Origin of the sequence: Algibacter pectinivorans (genome assembly GCF_900112595.1) — a bacterium.
GTDB classification, from domain to species: domain Bacteria; phylum Bacteroidota; class Bacteroidia; order Flavobacteriales; family Flavobacteriaceae; genus Algibacter_B; species Algibacter_B pectinivorans.
Genome location: NZ_FOMI01000007.1, coordinates 39,890 through 56,998, shown reverse-complemented (window position 1 = coordinate 56,998; position 17,109 = coordinate 39,890). Strand labels below are relative to the sequence as shown.

Below are 17,109 nucleotides of genomic sequence, written 5' to 3'. Positions count from 1 at the left end.
TTTATCCACAGCATAGTGACTCTAAATTTGTTGTCAAACAAGGTTAAATAGTTAGCCAAATTTGTATAATTAAAATTATTAAAAAATGAATTTAGAAACATTAAGAGACAAACCACTCTTCCAAATGACAGGGGAAGAGTTTATATTCCTACAGAATAGATTAAACAGCGAAGTGCCTATAAAAACTTTAGAGCCAGAAAAAGGTAAAAAGTATGTTTATGGTATGAGAGGAATTGCAAAACTTTTTGATTGCAGTATTTCTTCTGCAAACCGACTTAAGAAATCAGGAAAAATAGATGAAGCAATCATTCAAGATGGTCGTAAAATTATTGTTGATTCTGAACTAGCCTTAGAACTTATGAAGGCGTCTAAATAAAAAAAGCATAGAGTGTCCGCTCAATGCTTTAGAATATTTTCAAAACACAGTATTAACCACCGTATAGAACAAATATACGGATAATCTCAATAAATATGTCAGATATACCATATTTAAGGATTGGTACATCCTATTATAAAATAGTACAAGTTCCAACAATAAACAATCAATTTAACGAAGCTTTAATAAAATGGGATGTTTCTACCATTATACAAGACCATGGCAGGAAGTATTTAGATGATATTCCTAAATATCATGGTAAAATATGTTTCCCGGATCATTTTGATTTTTCTAAAGAATTTTATGGGTTTTACAATACCTATTCTCCGTTAAACCATACACCAAAAGAAGGTGGTGTTAAAAACACTATTAAGTTTTTTAATCACATTTTTGGTTCACAGTTTGAACTTGGGCTAGATTATTTTAAGCTTTTATATGAGGTTCCAACACAAATACTCCCTGTTCTATGTTTGGTTAGTAAAGAACGTTCTACAGGTAAAAGTTCATTTTTAAAATATTTAAAAGAAGTATTTGGACAGAATATGAGCTACTTGGATAGTCACTCCTTAAACAGCAATTTCAACTTGGATTGGGGAAACAAACTAATACTTGGTTTAGACGAAGCTTTTCTTCAAAAAGAGGAAATAACGGAAAAAATAAAATATCTCTCCACATCAAATAAAAATAAGATTGAGGCTAAGGGTAAAGAACGATTTGAAGTAGACTTTTTTGGTAAGTTTATTATGTGTAGCAACAAAGAAAATTCATTCATTAAAATTGATTCTGATGAGATTAGATTTTGGGTAATTAAAGTTCCTGTAATCAAACAAGAAGATGTTAATTTTCTAGATAAGTTAATTGATGAAATTCCAGCCTTTCTACATTTTATTAAAAATAGAAAATTTGCTAGTGAAAGAAAAACTAGAATGTGGTTTACTGCACAACAAATTTATACTCCTGCGCTTAAAAAACTAGTAAACAATAATAGAAATAGAGTGGAAAAAGAAATAGCACACCTTCTTTTAAGTGTTATGGAGAAATTTGAGTTAGAAGAAGTACACTTTAGTTTGATGGATTTATTAAATGCGCTTACAAAAACAAGAGTTAAAACGGATTTAACACAACTTCGTGCGTTATTAAAAAAAGAGTGGAAAATTGAGCGAAAAAACAACTCTTTTAACTATCAAAAATTTGTTATTCTTAGTGATGGAGAAATCATACTTGTAGACACAAAAGGAAGGTATTTCACCATCAAAAAAAGTTTTTTAGGTAAAAACTTTGATGATTTGATGACGGACTAGCCTATATATACTCTTAGATCAATAATAATAAGGGCCTAAGCCGTCATCAAAACCGTCATCAAAGCGTCATCAATAAAAAAAATGATGACATGTTTAAAAAAATCTGATGACCTGATGACAAGTTGATGACGCAACTTTCCCTTTACTGTAAAGAGATTCAAGAGTATCGTCATCAAATCATCAACTTTTAGATATTCTTCATACGCATAATACAAACAAAAATGAATTGTAAAAAAGCAAAACAAATAGACCTAGCTTCTTACCTAAAAAAACAAGGATTTAGAACAGGCAAAACCAATACAAAAGATGTTTGGTTTTATTCTCCTTTTAAAGAAGAGAAAACACCATCTTTTAAAGTTAATACTACTAAGAACGTATTCTTTGACCATAGTTCTGGTATTGGAGGAACCATCATTGATTTTGTAACAAATTACAATAATTGTTCAATCAGAGAAGCCTTAGTTATTTTATCCGAAGGTTCTTTTTCTTTTCACCAGCAAAAAAAACAAGTTATCATTGAACCAGAACCAACCTACTCTATTAAAAAAGTAACCGAATTAACGAATCAAAATTTATTGGATTATTTAAGCAGCAGGAAAATCAATTTACAATTTGCAAAACAATTTTGTTTTCAAGTTCATTACTCTTTTTCTAATGGAAAAGAAAACTACGGAATTGGATTTATGAATAATGTTGGTGGATTAGAAATTAGAAATGAATTTTTTAAAGGTTGCTTAGGTAAAAAAGAAATTACAACCATAAATAATAATTCTAACGTTGTTTCAATATTTGAATCTTGGTCTGATCTGCTCTCATATTTTTCTATAAAAAATGAAATTCCGAAAGAAAACTTTATCATACTTAACTCTACTTCTTTAGTAAAGAAAACAATGGGTTTATTAAATGAATATTCTGTAATAAAATTATTTATGGATAACGATGAAGCAGGAAATATAGCTACCGATTTTTTAATAGAAAATGCAAATGGTAAAATTATAGACAGCAGAATCCATTATAAAAATTACAATGACTTAAATCACTATTTAGTGAATCGAAATTAATGCGGTCAGTTATTTGCAAGGTGTGGCTAATGTTCACGAAAAGTGCACATTAACCAAACCTTGCTATTCGCATAAAAATGCTCATAGAAAAAAAACAAACTAAAAAAATATAAAATAATGAATAATCAAAATAAGACTAGAATGGTATTCTATTTAGATTTTAACGATAAAATTCTACTAAATAATCAATGTGAATTATTACAAGTGAAAGCCTCTTTCTACATCCGACAATGTGTACTTGAGAAACTAGGGAAACCAATTTTAGAAGTAAAACAAAAACAATTAGAAACCAAAAATTACATATTACAACTTTTTAAAATAGGTAATAATTTAAATCAAATCTCTCGTAAATTAAATTCTGGAATCAAGTTAAAATTAACAGATGAAGATTTAATAATAAGTGATATTGAAGAGTTAAAAAAACACATTATTGATATAAAATCTAAACTTAACTAACATGGAAGAAAATAAAAAAGTATTGTATTTAATGCAAAACGTATGTGACAAATTAGATACTCTAGAAAGTAATATTAACACTATAAGAGAAGATAAAATTGACAACAAAATTTTTGGAGAATTCATAGAATCACAAAAACAAATACTTATGAAGCAACATAAGTTAAATATAAATCAAACAAGTGCATTTCTTAGTATCATAAAAATAGAAGAATCTATAAAATCATTAAGTAATGAACCAAACATAATTAATCAAAAAAAAGAATATTATCTGTTTGGTAAAGACACTCCGTTTACATCTAAACTTTTGCTTTCAATTATCACTTTTATTTTAATAGCTTTTTCTGGGTTTAAGTACATACCAAGTTATCTAAATGAAAACAGTGAACTTAAAACCGAAAGAGACGAATATAAGTTGTTCTACGAGTATTTTTTTTTAGATGCTTATTCTAAAAATAATAAAACATCTAAAAACATTGCTTCAATACTAAATGATATTCAGCAAAAAGACACGGTATTATTACGGTATATGCATAAACTAAGTAAACAATACAATACTCAACTAAAAAAAGAAGCTTTAGAAAAACAATTAGAGGACTTAGAAAAAGGAAGATGATAACAAAGCTACAAAGTATTTCTTTTACCAAAAACGCTTTATTGTACTGTGAAAAAGGTGGAGAAGTTTTAACTACCAATAAATGTTTTGGTAATGCAAATGATATTTATAATCAAATGAAAGAAAAAGAAACACAGAATGATAGATGTACTAATAAAACGTTTCATATAAAAATTAGAGCAGCTCCAGAAGATAAAGGCAAGCTAAACAATCAAGATTGGATTGATATTGCCAATAGATATGCTTTAAAAATAGGTTTTCAAGACAATCTGTTTGCAGTTTATCTACATGAAAAAAACACAGATAAAGAACATATTCATATAGTGAGTACAAGGATTGGGGATAATAATTTAGCGATCTCAAATAGCTATACACATTATAAAAGTCAAGATTTTTCTAGAGTAATCGAAAAAGAATATAACTTACGAAAAGTTGGTAGAAAGCTTGAAGCATTAAAAATGAATCAAGAGTTTATTCCTAATAACAAACATACTACAGACCTTAAGGAAGCTATTTTTTCTGCAATAGATATTTCAGATAGTATTGAAGATGTTGTTTTTATCCTTAAAAATAAAAATATACAAACTAAAATAGGTCGTGGTATTTCTTTTATTGATGCTAAAGGAGTAAGAAAAAAAGGCTCTGAAATAGATAGAAAACTATCTTTAAGAGGTATTGAGAAACTTTTATCTTACGAACAACAAGAAAAACGAATGAATAAAAAAAACAGGGGTTTTAAAATGTGAATTTTTGATTAAAACATAGAACAAAGTATAAAGCTATAAATAGATATTTATAGCTTTATACTTTTGTAGTTTTATATACTTAGAACTTTCTTTTTTATATAAATGCACTTTTATATAAAAAGATAAACAGTACGTGACGCCTGCCGCTTAGGCTCATTTTAAAAATCAGTTGATTTTTGCTAGTTAAATTAAATAAAAATCAACTGATTTTTAAAACGGAAAAACTAATTCTCTAGATGTATTTAAAAGATAAATATTTTATTATTGAATTACACTGAAAAAAAACACAACACAACCTACTTAAAATCAGTAAATTATATTTTTTTCATAAATTAGAAATCAATTACAAAGAAAAATACTTGTTTTTTAATTATAAATATCACTACCTTTGTGTCAAATTAGAAAACGATTACAAAGAAATTTTATGACAAACATTAATCAAATAGCAGAAGTTCAATTTGGACTTTATAAGAAAAAAAGCAAGAATGGAGATACCAAATATCTTACTACTGGCCATTTTGATAATTTCTTAAATCCAACGCTATTTGATGATAGTTTCATCAAAATTACAGGTAAAGATACAAAATTTTTACTACAACCTAATGATGTGATTCTTACTGGAAAAGGACAACGAATTTTTGCCTGGAGTTACAATGAGTCATTTGGCAAAGTTGTTCCTAGCTCATTATTTTACATTATTAGAGCAGATGCAACATTGATTGACAGTCGCTATTTGGCTGCTGTACTTAATTCTGAACGAAAAAGATACGAGTTAGAATTACTTGGTGTGGGATCTTCTATAACATCTATTGCCAAAAACGATGTTTTAGATTTTGAAATACCATTACCGAGTTTAGAAGAACAACAAAAAGTTATTGATGTACTAGATCTTCTTGAAGAAGAAATAGCATTAACAAATCAACTATTAGAAAAGAAAAAAGCGCTGAAAAAGGGAATTTTAAACGAATTAATAACAAATAAAATTAAACTGTAAGACAAAAAAAAGCCTTTAAAGCTAGTCGCCTTGAAGACTTTAGATTGGTATTGTTTGCTCTCAGTGGTTTGTCAACCGAACTGATAAAAACAATGTTCTTGGAAAAACAAAAGTATACCAATCTTATGACATATCCAAATTGCGATATGTATAGACTCGGATTCACACGCTCTACTCCGAGATATTGAGTGTATTTTAAATTATTAGAAAATGCATAAAAACAATGCAAAAAACACGTCTGGAAAAGACAAAGTAAAAAAACAATTTTCACCTGAAATTGAGGTGTTTATAAATGATTATGTAAAAAAACTTAATGAAGGTGTTGCATCCATCTTTGCTGGAGCAGGACTATCAATACCTGCTGGTTACGTAAATTGGCCTGAATTAATGAGTGAAATTGCTCAGGATTTAGGTTTAGATATTAATCAAGAAAAAGATTTAGTTTCTATAGCTCAGTATCACGTCAACGAAAATCAAAATAGATCTAAGCTAAATCAAAAAATATTAGATGAATTTACAGAAGACACTGATGAAACGGAAAATCACAGAGTTATTTCGAGACTTCCAGTTTCATCTATTTGGACGACCAACTATGATAAGTTGATTGAGAAATCCTATTTAAAAGAGAATAAGGTAGTAGATGTTAAGTACATGAATAATCAGTTACTTACCACAAAACCCAAAAGAGACTTAGTAGTATATAAAATGCACGGTGATGTTAATCATCCAGATGAAGCAATTTTAACTAAAGAGCAATACGAACAATATTACCAAACCCACGAGCCATTTTTAAATGCTTTAAGTGGTGAATTAATTACAAAAACATTTTTATTCATTGGTTTCAGTTTTACTGACCCAAATCTTGATTATGTTTTAAGTCGTTTGAATTTTAGATTTAGTAAAAATAAAAGAACACATTACTGTTTTGTAAAAAGACACGAATTAGGGGATTCTCTTAATTCTGACCAAGCAGCTTTAGATTACAATAACAGAAGGCAATCACTTACAATTAACGATTTAAAAAGGTACGGAATTAAAACTTTACTTGTAGATAGTTATAGTGATATAACAGGTATTCTAGAAGAAATAGAAGCTAGATATAAGAAAAGAACAATTTTCATATCAGGAAGTGCAGAAACATACGAACCTCATAATAAGCATGATGCTATCGGTTTTGTGCATAATTTATCTAAAGCAGTAATTGAGAATAACTATAAGATAGTTAATGGTTTTGGTTGGGGTATTGGAAGTTCCGTAATTAATGGTGCGTTAGAAACCATACAAAGCAAACCTAATAAATACTCCGAAAGTCAACTAATCTTAAAGCCATTTCCACAATTTGAAACTGGTTCTAAAAACCTAAAAGAGTTGTGGTCGGACTATAGGCAAAAGATGATTTCACAATGTGGAATATCAATTTTTGTTTTTGGAAATAAGCTAGTAGATGAAGAGATTGTTGAAGCTAGCGGTATGATGGATGAATTTGAAATTGCGCATCAAAATGGATGTATGTGTATTCCAATAGGATTAACAGGTTCAGCTTCCAAAAGTATTTATGATGTTATTTCAAAAGCTCCAAAGGAGTATTACGATAATCCAGATGTCGTAATGCCAATACTTAAAGAGTTAGCGGATGAGAAAACCACTTTCGCAAGAGCCGTCAAGATTTTAAAGGAATTATTAAAAACCTTAAAAAAATAATTATGGCTAGAGAAACATTTATTTCATACAAGCATAGCGAAGCTCAAGATTTAAGGGATGCCATCATTGAAAAATTAGGTGATGATGCAAGGTATTATTCGGGAGAGACTGCAGAATCTCCTGATATGTCTGGTGAAACCGTTGATAGAATTAAGAACAGCTTGAAAGATAAAATCTTTGGCACATCAGTTACGATAGTAATTATATCTCCAAACATAAAAGACAGTAATTGGATTGATTGGGAAATTGAGTATTCTCTTAAAGAATACAAAAGACAATCTACAACCTCTAGAACTAATGGACTTGTTGGTGTAATTATGAAACACAATGGCAGTTACGATTGGCTCGTTAGTAGTAATCAGAACGCTGATGGTTGTTCAACTAGATATATAGACGATTCAAAACTCTATAGCATCATTAATAGTAATAGGTATAATTTAGATACAGATGATAAATATTCTTGTCCAACCTGTCAATCTTTTGACCAATTGAATGGCTCTTACATTGCTTTAATAGATGAAGAAGGATTTTTGCAAAATCCTTCATATTATATTGAAAATGCATATGATAAAAGTAAAGCGACTGGTAATTATAATTTGAAAAAATCAAGATAAAATAAAACTAATAAGGAGCGATAGGAAGCTATCGCTCCTTTAAAAAAATAAAAAATGAGTAAACTAACACAAAGTGACATTAACAATAAAGTATGGAAAGCCTGCGATACCTTTAGAGGTACAGTAGATGCAGGGCAATACAAAGACTACATACTTACAATGCTCTTTATTAAATACATAAGTGATGTAAACAAAGAGAAAAAAGAAGAATACGAGAAAAAGTATAATGGAGATAAAATGCGAATAGAACGTGCTTTAAAACACGAGCGTTTTTCGTTGCCTGAAAAATCGTCTTTTGATTATCTATATGAAAAACGTAACGAAAGCAATTTAGGAGACATTATTAATATTGGACTAGAAGCCTTAGAAGAAGCCAATAGAAGCAAATTAGAAAAGGTGTTTAGAAACATCGATTATAATAGTGAAGCAAATCTGGGAGAAACAACGGATAGAAACAGACGTTTACAGCATTTACTAAATGATTTCAAAGCATTAGACCTAAGACCATCTAACCTTGTTGGTAATGATGTTATTGGAGACGCTTATGAGTATTTGATTGGAAACTTTGCTGCTGGCGCAGGTAAAAAAGCAGGAGAATTTTATACAGCATCACAAGTATCTCAATTATTAGCAAAATTGGTAGAACCAAAAGCTGGAGACCGTATTTGCGACCCAACTTGTGGTTCTGGTTCGCTGTTACTTAAAGTAGCAAAAGAGGTTGGCAGTACTAATGTTTCGCTTAATGGGCAAGAAGTAAATGGTTCTACTTATGCATTGGCACGTATGAATATGTTCTTGCACGAAATGGATAATGCCACTATAGAATGGGGAGACACCTTGAACTCTCCAAAATTGGTTGAGAATGATGCTTTAATGAAATTTGATATTGTAGTAGCAAATCCACCGTTTTCTTTAGATAAATGGGGGGCAGAAGATGCTTCTTCTGATAGATACAGCCGTTTTCATAGAGGTGTACCACCTAAAAGCAAAGGTGATTATGCATTTATTACCCATATGATAGAAACCTTAAACGAACACGGAAAAGCAGGTGTTATTTTACCACACGGCGTGTTATTTAGAGGAAGTAGTGAGGGTAAAATACGTAAGCAATTGATTGATGAAAACCTTTTAAAAGCAGTGGTTAGTTTACCTGCAAATTTATTTTTTGGTACAGGTATTCCTGCTTCTATTTTAATTTTTGACAAAAATAAAGGAAACAATACAGATATCTTATTTATAGATGCCAGTAACGAATTTGAAAACGGTAAAAACCAAAACAGATTACGCGAGGAAGATGTAGATAAAATCTACAACACCTTTGCCGAATGGAAAACAGTAGATAAATACAGCCATATTGCTACATTAGAAGAAATACAAGAGAACGACTACAATCTTAATATCCCTAGATATGTTGATACGTTTGTAGAAGAAGAGCCTGTCGATATTGTCGAGACTCAAAAAGAAATAGTTGCCTTGAAAGCGAAATTAAGCGAGGTAGAATCACAGATGGAGGTTTATTTGAAAGAAATGGGATATTAGAATGAGAGCAACAAAAACTAAGACTTCAATACCGAATACATGGAAACTTGTAAATCTAGGGGATATTACATCTTATACAAAAGGCTATGCATTTAAATCAATTAATTACACTAATAAAGGCTCCAGAGTAATAAGGATTTCAGATACCAATGCGCATACTATAAAGGACGATAACCCTATTTATGTTAGTAATGAAAGTGGAGAATATAAAAAATGGGAATTAATGGAGGGTGATTTGGTTTTTACTACTGTTGGCTCCAAACCACCAATGTATGACTCGATGGTTGGTAAAGTAATAAAAGTTCAAAAAAAACATCAAGGTGCACTTCTCAATCAAAATGCAGTAATTCTAAGGGGAATAAAAGAGAAAGTTAATCAAAACTACATTTATCATAATTTTAAATTAAAAAAATATCTCAATTTTATTGAAACTATAGTCAGAGGTAATGCTAATCAAGTTAGCATAACTTTGAAAGAACTATTTACTTATAAAATACCTCTCCCCCCTCTAAAAGAACAAAAAAAAATAGCAGAAATCCTCTCGCAATGGGATGAAGCCATAGAAACTACCCAAAACCTTATTGAAAAATTACAATTGCGTAAAAAAGGGTTAATGCAAGCGTTGTTGTCTGGTAAAAAAAGATTGTCTGGGTTTAGTGAGGAGTGGAAGGAAGATAAATTAGGAAGTTATTTTACGGAACGAAAAGAAACAGGTTTAGATAATTTACCATTGCTATCAGTTGGTAAAGAAGGTGTTTATCCTCAAGATGATTCTAATAAAAAAGATACTTCAAATTCTAATAAATCTAAATATAAGCGAATTTGTAATGGAGATATTGGATACAATACGATGCGTATGTGGCAAGGTAGAAGTGCATTATCACAACTTGAAGGTATTGTAAGTCCTGCTTATACTATATTAAAACCTAAAGAAAATTGTGATTCAGTCTTTTTTAGTCATCTATTTAAATTAGATGATATGATACATAAGTTTTACAGAAATTCACAAGGAATGGTTAGTGATACTTGGATGTGTAAATTCAAAGATTTTAAAATTGTGAGATTCAATGCTCCTTCATCTATAGAAGAACAAAAAGAAATTTCAAAAATTATTGGTTTAGCTGATGTAGAAATTGAAGAAAAGAAAGCCTATTTATTGAAATTGAAAGAACAGAAAAAAGGTTTAATGCAGCAATTATTAACGGGTAAAAAGCGAGTAAAATAGATTAATATGACAACAGCATACCAACATAACATTTATATAGATGAAAGCTGTCATTTAGAAAATGACATACACCCATTAATGTGTATTGGTTATACCAAAATAGCATCTAAAGATTATGTTTTGTATAAAAATGAGCTTAAAAAAATTAAATTAAAATATAAAGCGCCTACAGAAATTAAATGGAATAAACTCTCTAACAATCGTTTACCATTTTATAAAGCGATTATAGATTTCTTTTTTGAAAATAATATAGAATTTAGAGCCATTTTGGTAAAAAACAAAGCACAACTAGACCATTCTAAATTCAATAGAGGCGACCACAACTCGTTTTACTACACACTTGTTTTTTTGTTACTGAGAAACCCTTGGGTAAACTATTTAGAAAATCCACATAAGGTAGTTTTAGACATTAAAGATACCAGAGGTAAAGAACGCTTAACCAAGTTAGACAAGCGTTTAAATGAAGAATACAGGCAAAAATACAATAGAGATTCTCCTTTTAATTTTTTTCAGCACATCCGCTCAGACGAAAATGAATTTTTGCAATTAGCCGATTTTTTTATTGGTGCCATAACCTATAAAGCAAGAGGCTTGCATTTACTAGCAACATCATCACAGGTAAAAAAAGATATTGTAGCGTATTTAGAACAAAAATCTGGTTATCAGTTAGACGATGGTACAGCTCCGTTTGAAGAGAAGTTTAATATTTTCGATTTTCAAATTCAAACTCAAAACAAACAGTAATGAATTATTTTGAGGAAGAACACGAGTTAGACCTTGTAGAAGATTTATTTGAATATTTAGACCTAGATGGACCAGATAAGGAACAAATGTATAAACTCTATGGTGTGTTTAAAAAAGATATGATAGACGAACCTATTTTTATCAACAAGATACAAGTAGCTTATGATAAAAGGAAGTCAAGACATCCTTTGTTTAAAGGAAAACCTGTTGGTTTTGAGCATATTTGCACTAGAGAAAGTAAGCATTCTAAAAAACGATATTTTGACCCTGAAAGAACGAATAAAATTCACTGGATAAAGCCAGTAATTCATTTTAAAGAAGATGCTAGAGTTCGTTATTTTGAGCGTGTACATGCTAATGGTAAAAACCAACAATACTATTGGTTACACGAAAAAGATTATGTGGTAATTATTAGAGAAATAACCACTAATTTACAGCTAGTTACAGCGTTTAAAGTAGATGAATTAGAAAAACCAAGATTTAATAATTGGTATAATGATTACAAAAATTAAAGACAAAAAAAAACCTCACTTCGTAAGCGAGGTACGTATCTTAAGGCAATACGACTGATGCAACAAGTGCTAAGCCAAGTCCTTTACCCTTTGGGTAATGACATTGCAAAATTACAAAAATTTGTAATACAAACAAAGTTATTAACAATAATGTAAAAAATATACTATGAGTACACCATCATATATAGAAGATAATGTTTCTCAAATACCAGCATTGCAACTACTCATTAATATGGGGTATAACTATGTATCTCCAAAGCAAGCAGAACAATGGAGGGGCGGAAAGGCACAAGTTTTATTTACAGAAGTGTTACGCAAACAATTACAGAAGATCAATAAAATTAATCGTCGTGGTAAGCAATATGCCTTTTCAGATGCTAACATTAACTCAGCTGTTTTAGCAGTAAAAGATCTACCTATACAAGATGGTTTTATCAACGCAAACAAAGCCTTTTACGATTTAATTACTTTAGGTAAAGCTTTTGAGCAAAGTATTGATGGCGATAAAAAAAGCCATAATATAAATTTTATAGACTGGAAAAAACCTGAGAACAACGTGTATCACGTAACCGAAGAGTTTCCTGTATTAAGAACCGCTAGAACAGATACCTACAGACCAGATTTAGTGTTGTTTATTAATGGAATTCCTTCTGTTATTATAGAATGTAAAAGCCCTTCTTTAGGTGGCACAAAACCTCCAGTAGACTTAGCAATAGAACAGCATATTAGAAATTTTGGCAGTAAAGGTATTCGGTCTTTATACGTGTATTCTAGTTTGTTATTAAGTGTCGCAACCAACCAAGGTAAATATGCAACTACAGATACAAGTAAAGAATTTTGGGCAAAATGGACAGAACAATTTACATCTGGAGAAGCCGAAAAAGCATATTGGTCTAAGTTAAAAAAACTTAAAAACAAATCTTTAGATGAAGACCAAAAGAATATGGTTTTTGAAGAACGTACTGAATATATACGAAAAACTTTTGATAGCATAGACACAGAAGAACGTTTGTTTACAGAACAAGATAAATTACTCTATAATTTATGTCGTCCAGAACGTTTACTAGACTTAATTTTAAACTTCACACTCTATGATGATGGTACTAAAAAAGTAGCACGATATCAACAATATTTTGCCGTTAACAACACTATTAATCGTGTCACTAAATTTGATAAAACTGGTAAACGTCAAGGAGGCGTTATTTGGCATACGCAAGGAAGTGGAAAATCATTGACTATGGTAATGCTTGCGCAAATGTTAGCGTCAAATCCTCATATTTCAAACCCTAAAATAATTTTAGTTACAGACCGAGTTGACCTTGATGATCAGATTTCAGATACTTTTAAAAAATGTAAAAAAGAAGTACGTCAAGCTAAGACAGGTGCACACCTTACGGAGTTATTAGAAGATAGTAATGACGCAATTATAACAACCATTATCAACAAGTTTGAAGCAGCGGTAAAAAACAACAAGAAACCGTTTACTTCATCAGATATTTTTGTGTTAATTGATGAAGGACACAGAACGCAATACGGTACGTTTAACGTAAGTATGCAACGTGTATTTCCTAATGCTTGTTTTCTAGCTTTTACAGGTACACCCTTAATGAAAAAAGAAAAAAGTACTGCTAATAAATTTGGAGGCTATATAGGCAAAGCATATACCGTAAAAAATGCTGTTGAAGATGGTGCTGTAGTACCATTATTATATGAAGGAAGACATACACATATAATGTTAAATGAAGCTCCTTTAAATACCTACTTTGAAAAACTAGTAGAGCGTAATAATCTTTCAGAACGTGGGCGTGCAAAGTTGAAACAAAAATTCAATACTGTAAATGAATTGAATAAAGCAGATGAAGTTATTATGTGCAGAGCATTAGACATTAGCGAGCATTATACAGCATTTTTTCAAACACATAATGACAATTATAAACCAAAAGCACAATTAGTAGCACCAACCATAAAAGCAGCTTTAAAATACAAAGAATTTTTAGATGAAATCGGAATGGTGGATTCTGAGGTTGTAGTAACGCAATCTGACCAAAGAGAAGGAACAGAAGATGGTTATTTTAATGAAAACGAAGACAAAAGAAGAGAAGACACCTATCTCAATGCGATGATAGATAAGTATGGTGATCTAAAGAAATACGAAAAAAGTATCATCAATCAGTTTAAAAAACGTGATAAACCAGAAATACTAATAGTTGTTGCAAAGCTTTTAACTGGTTTTGATGCACCAAACAATACCGTTTTATATTTATGCCGTTCGCTTAAAGAACACACATTACTACAAGCCATAGCACGTGTAAATCGTGTTTATCCTGGTAAAGATTATGGTTATATTGTAGATTATTATGGTAATCTTGAAAATTTGGATACTGCTTTAAGTACCTATTCAAATTTAGATGGATTTGAAGAAGAAGACTTAGAAGGCACACTAACCAATATTAAAGATGAGATTGCCAAACTACCGCAGGCACACTCAGAATTGTGGGATATTTTTAAAACTTTAAAAGGAAAACATTTAGAAACAACTGCATATGAAGAACACTTGTCGCCTGAAGACGTAAGAAACAAGTTTTATACTAAAGTGTCTCAGTTCGCAAGACTTTTAAAACTAGCACTTTCTTCAGTAGATTTTGTTACCAATACAGATAAAAAGAAGATAGACAACTACAAGCGAGATGCAAAGTTCTTTTTGAAATTACGTGTAGATGTTACTAGACGTTACAATGATGATATTGCATATAAAGAGTTTGAACCACAAATTCAGAAACTTATTAATAAGCATATTACAACTGATGGCGAAGTGATGAAAATCACAGAGCTGGTTGATATATTTAACAAAGAAGAACGTGATGCACAGGTAGAAAATATTAAAGGGAAAGCTGCTCAAGCAGATCATATTGCTAGTAGAACAGTTAAGGCTATCAATATAAAGATGCAGGAAGACCCTATTTATTATAGAAAACTGGCAGACCTTATTAAAGAAACTATTGCAGCCTACCATCAAAGACGTATAGACGAAGCTGAATACTTAAAAAAAACTAAAGAATACCAAGATGAATTTTTTAATGGTCGCTCTAAAGATGCTCCAGAAGAATTAGCAGATAACACGGTGGCTATAGCTTTTTATAATTATAGCTGCTCGGTTTTTGAAGATGTTGAATTATTAAAAACACCATTCCATATTGAAATAAGTTTAGCTATTGATAATATAGTGAAAGAACATATTTATCTAAATGAAAAAAAGATAATTGACTGGCATAAAAACGAAGATATTACAGGGAAAATCAATATAGAGTTAGGTGATGCTATTTATGATTTACATCAAAAATTCGATTTAGATACAGATTGGGGTAAGATAGATTACCTTATTGAAGAATGTATAAAAATAGCCATTGAAAAGTATAAATAAGTCATGGAGTTAAAAAGTATTCCATACGGTAATTCTAGAATTGATTTTTGCTTAAAGCGAAATGAAAGGAAGACGCTAGGTATTAAGGTGTATCCAGATGGTTCAACGGTTGTCACAGCACCAATAGAAACGCCTTATGAAAAAGTAACTGAAAAAGTAAAGTCTAAAGCTCAATGGATAGATAAGCAAAAAGAATTCTTTATGTTATTTGAACCTAGAGCAAAAGAAAAGCTATATGAAAGTGGAGAAAGCCATTTGTATCTAGGTAAAAATTATAGATTAAAAATAAATGAATCAAATACTAATTCAGTCAAGCTAAAAGGAGGCTATATCTTAATTAACACAAAAGATAAAAATAATAAAAAAGCTATTGAAAAAGAACTGAAAGAGTGGTACAAATCTAAAGCTATTATACATTTTCAAAATCTTTTTGAAAATAGATTAGAATTAGCTAAAGAACTATCAGAAAAAGATACTTCATTAAACTATAAATGGTTTAATAACCGATGGGGAAGTTGCTTTAAAGATGGAACAATTAGTTTAAATTTAGATTTAATTAAGTCTCCAAAAGAATGTATAGATTATGTAATCGTACACGAGATATGTCATTTAGCACATCATAACCATAGTAATAAATTCTATAATCTTTTAGATAAAAAACTACCTAATTGGAAAGATTCAAAAGAAAAGCTGGAGAAACTTTTATCTTAACTAGAGTTACATCCAAATTGAAAGAAACGAGATAATTATTTACATCAAAAAAAACACCCAATTCTAATAGAATTGGGTGTAATATTGGGTGTCAAACTCACAACTAACTGATTGTCAATTGACATTGCGGAGAATGAGGGATTCGAACCCCCGGAGGTGTGACCCTCAACAGTTTTCAAGACTGCCGCATTCGACCACTCTGCCAATTCTCCTTGAGTGCCTCATCAGGTATTCCCTGAATGCGGGTGCAAATATAAGAGCCTTTTTACTTGTATTCAAATAAAATCTAAACTTTTTTTATAATAAATTTTAAGTGCTTCAAAATGTGTATATTTTGCATGCTATTATTATAATAAATAGAAAAGCAAACCCTATTTTTGCAAAAATAGATTACACATTAATGGATACCATACAACAGCTAAAGTGGCGCTATGCAACAAAAAAATTCGACGCCACTAAAAAACTCACCAAGGCCAAATTAAATATCATAACAGAAGCCTTCAATTTAACCGCAACATCATTTGGTCTACAAACCATAAAACTAGTTGTAATCGAGAGTAAAACAGTCAGAGAGCCGCTAGTAGCGCACACATACAATCAAAAACAAGTGCTAGATGCCTCGCATTTATTGGTCATTTGCATCCAAGATAATATAGAGGAAATCGATGTTTCCAACTATTACCAAAACATAAAAAACATTCGTAACACGCCCGAAAACATATTAAAACCCTACCGCGAAGGTTTAGCAAGCATGATGCAAGGTAAATCGCAGCAAGAACGTCAAGAGTGGTCCAAAAACCAAGCATACATTGCGCTAGGAAACTTGCTCACCGTTTGCGCCATGGAAGAAATAGATTCCTGCCCCATGGAAGGCTTTATACCAGCCAAATACGACCAAACCCTTAAATTAAACCAAAAAGGACTAAAATCCGTATTACTTTTACCCATCGGGTATCGGGCAGAAGACGACATGTTTTCAACCCTAAAAAAAGTTAGAAAACCAATCAAAGAAGCCGTAATAAACATATAAATAATTTGGGCGTTACCACAAGGGTCGGGCTTTACGCTATATCTTTTTTTGCCATATATGGC

16 protein-coding genes and 1 tRNA gene are annotated in these 17,109 nt (G+C 30.7%); 16 read left to right on the top strand and 1 reads right to left on the bottom strand.

The window, feature by feature from the left end; translation table 11 throughout:
- Positions 1 to 85: 85 nt before the first annotated feature.
- The 15 genes from BMY96_RS11185 (at position 86) to BMY96_RS11115 (ending at position 16,017) form a co-directional block, all read left to right on the top strand.
- Positions 86 to 376, top strand: coding sequence for a DUF3853 family protein (locus BMY96_RS11185; RefSeq protein ID WP_092852178.1), 291 nt, complete (start codon positions 86 to 88; stop codon positions 374 to 376).
- A gap of 95 nt (positions 377 to 471) precedes the next feature.
- Complete coding sequence (locus tag BMY96_RS11180; protein WP_092852176.1) at positions 472 to 1,677, top strand: primase-helicase family protein; 1,206 nt, start codon at positions 472 to 474, stop codon at positions 1,675 to 1,677.
- Positions 1,678 to 1,898: 221 nt separating this feature from the next.
- A complete protein-coding gene (locus tag BMY96_RS11175; RefSeq protein WP_092852174.1) occupies positions 1,899 to 2,738 on the top strand; it encodes a DUF8464 domain-containing protein in 840 nt (279 codons plus the stop codon).
- 117 nt (positions 2,739 to 2,855) lie between these two features.
- Positions 2,856 to 3,194, top strand: a complete 339-nt coding sequence (gene mobC / locus BMY96_RS11170) for a plasmid mobilization relaxosome protein MobC (RefSeq protein ID WP_092852172.1) — start codon at positions 2,856 to 2,858, stop codon at positions 3,192 to 3,194.
- A gap of 1 nt (position 3,195) precedes the next feature.
- Positions 3,196 to 3,810, top strand: a complete 615-nt coding sequence (locus BMY96_RS11165) for a hypothetical protein (RefSeq protein WP_092852170.1) — start codon at positions 3,196 to 3,198, stop codon at positions 3,808 to 3,810.
- Positions 3,807 to 4,556 carry a relaxase/mobilization nuclease domain-containing protein gene (locus tag BMY96_RS11160; protein WP_092852168.1) on the top strand — a complete coding sequence of 250 codons (750 nt, stop codon included), beginning with the start codon at positions 3,807 to 3,809 and terminating at the stop codon, positions 4,554 to 4,556. Before BMY96_RS11165 ends, BMY96_RS11160 begins: the two co-directional genes overlap by 4 nt.
- 424 nt (positions 4,557 to 4,980) lie before the next feature.
- Entirely contained in the window at positions 4,981 to 5,550 is a 570-nt protein-coding gene (locus tag BMY96_RS11155; RefSeq protein WP_092852166.1) for a restriction endonuclease subunit S, read from the top strand.
- A 210-nt stretch (positions 5,551 to 5,760) separates the two neighbouring features.
- On the top strand, positions 5,761 to 7,251 hold the full coding sequence (locus tag BMY96_RS11150; RefSeq protein WP_092852164.1) for an SIR2 family protein: 1,491 nt from the start codon (positions 5,761 to 5,763) through the stop codon (positions 7,249 to 7,251).
- A 2-nt stretch (positions 7,252 to 7,253) separates the two neighbouring features.
- Entirely contained in the window at positions 7,254 to 7,865 is a 612-nt protein-coding gene (locus BMY96_RS11145) for a TIR domain-containing protein (protein WP_092852162.1), read from the top strand.
- 54 nt (positions 7,866 to 7,919) lie between these two features.
- A complete protein-coding gene (locus BMY96_RS11140) occupies positions 7,920 to 9,404 on the top strand; it encodes a type I restriction-modification system subunit M (RefSeq protein ID WP_092852160.1) in 1,485 nt (494 codons plus the stop codon).
- Position 9,405: 1 nt separating this feature from the next.
- Entirely contained in the window at positions 9,406 to 10,629 is a 1,224-nt protein-coding gene (locus BMY96_RS11135) for a restriction endonuclease subunit S (protein WP_092852158.1), read from the top strand.
- Between the two features lie 6 nt (positions 10,630 to 10,635).
- Positions 10,636 to 11,373: a DUF3800 domain-containing protein gene (locus BMY96_RS11130; RefSeq protein ID WP_092852156.1), complete on the top strand. Its 738-nt coding sequence runs from the start codon at positions 10,636 to 10,638 to the stop codon at positions 11,371 to 11,373.
- Positions 11,373 to 11,885 (top strand): hypothetical protein, encoded by a 513-nt coding sequence (locus BMY96_RS11125; RefSeq protein WP_092852154.1) that lies wholly within the window; start codon positions 11,373 to 11,375, stop codon positions 11,883 to 11,885. The genes BMY96_RS11130 and BMY96_RS11125 overlap by 1 nt, the downstream gene beginning before the upstream one ends.
- 166 nt (positions 11,886 to 12,051) lie before the next feature.
- The gene (locus tag BMY96_RS11120) at positions 12,052 to 15,306 is read left to right on the top strand and encodes a type I restriction endonuclease subunit R (protein ID WP_092852152.1); all 3,255 of its coding nucleotides are present in this window, start codon (positions 12,052 to 12,054) and stop codon (positions 15,304 to 15,306) included.
- 3 nt (positions 15,307 to 15,309) lie between these two features.
- Complete coding sequence (locus BMY96_RS11115; protein WP_092852150.1) at positions 15,310 to 16,017, top strand: M48 family metallopeptidase; 708 nt, start codon at positions 15,310 to 15,312, stop codon at positions 16,015 to 16,017.
- Positions 16,018 to 16,144: 127 nt separating this feature from the next.
- Here BMY96_RS11115 and BMY96_RS11110 read toward each other — a convergent pair.
- Positions 16,145 to 16,229 (bottom strand) — tRNA-Ser (locus BMY96_RS11110).
- A 122-nt stretch (positions 16,230 to 16,351) separates the two neighbouring features.
- Here BMY96_RS11110 and BMY96_RS11105 point away from each other — a divergent pair.
- Entirely contained in the window at positions 16,352 to 17,047 is a 696-nt protein-coding gene (locus BMY96_RS11105; protein WP_349267211.1) for an NAD(P)H-dependent oxidoreductase, read from the top strand.
- The last annotated feature ends 62 nt before the right edge of the window (positions 17,048 to 17,109 follow it).

What these genes read in the sequence shown, in the direction of transcription:
- BMY96_RS11185 (WP_092852178.1), top strand. Translation starts at nt 86, where the DNA reads ATGAATTTAGAAACATTAAGAGACAAACCACTCTTCCAAATGACAGGG.
- BMY96_RS11180 (WP_092852176.1), top strand. Translation starts at nt 472, where the DNA reads ATGTCAGATATACCATATTTAAGGATTGGTACATCCTATTATAAAATA.
- BMY96_RS11175 (WP_092852174.1), top strand. Translation starts at nt 1,899, where the DNA reads ATGAATTGTAAAAAAGCAAAACAAATAGACCTAGCTTCTTACCTAAAA.
- mobC (WP_092852172.1), top strand. Translation starts at nt 2,856, where the DNA reads ATGAATAATCAAAATAAGACTAGAATGGTATTCTATTTAGATTTTAAC.
- BMY96_RS11165 (WP_092852170.1), top strand. Translation starts at nt 3,196, where the DNA reads ATGGAAGAAAATAAAAAAGTATTGTATTTAATGCAAAACGTATGTGAC.
- BMY96_RS11160 (WP_092852168.1), top strand. Translation starts at nt 3,807, where the DNA reads ATGATAACAAAGCTACAAAGTATTTCTTTTACCAAAAACGCTTTATTG.
- BMY96_RS11155 (WP_092852166.1), top strand. Translation starts at nt 4,981, where the DNA reads ATGACAAACATTAATCAAATAGCAGAAGTTCAATTTGGACTTTATAAG.
- BMY96_RS11150 (WP_092852164.1), top strand. Translation starts at nt 5,761, where the DNA reads ATGCATAAAAACAATGCAAAAAACACGTCTGGAAAAGACAAAGTAAAA.
- BMY96_RS11145 (WP_092852162.1), top strand. Translation starts at nt 7,254, where the DNA reads ATGGCTAGAGAAACATTTATTTCATACAAGCATAGCGAAGCTCAAGAT.
- BMY96_RS11140 (WP_092852160.1), top strand. Translation starts at nt 7,920, where the DNA reads ATGAGTAAACTAACACAAAGTGACATTAACAATAAAGTATGGAAAGCC.
- BMY96_RS11135 (WP_092852158.1), top strand. Translation starts at nt 9,406, where the DNA reads ATGAGAGCAACAAAAACTAAGACTTCAATACCGAATACATGGAAACTT.
- BMY96_RS11130 (WP_092852156.1), top strand. Translation starts at nt 10,636, where the DNA reads ATGACAACAGCATACCAACATAACATTTATATAGATGAAAGCTGTCAT.
- BMY96_RS11125 (WP_092852154.1), top strand. Translation starts at nt 11,373, where the DNA reads ATGAATTATTTTGAGGAAGAACACGAGTTAGACCTTGTAGAAGATTTA.
- BMY96_RS11120 (WP_092852152.1), top strand. Translation starts at nt 12,052, where the DNA reads ATGAGTACACCATCATATATAGAAGATAATGTTTCTCAAATACCAGCA.
- BMY96_RS11115 (WP_092852150.1), top strand. Translation starts at nt 15,310, where the DNA reads ATGGAGTTAAAAAGTATTCCATACGGTAATTCTAGAATTGATTTTTGC.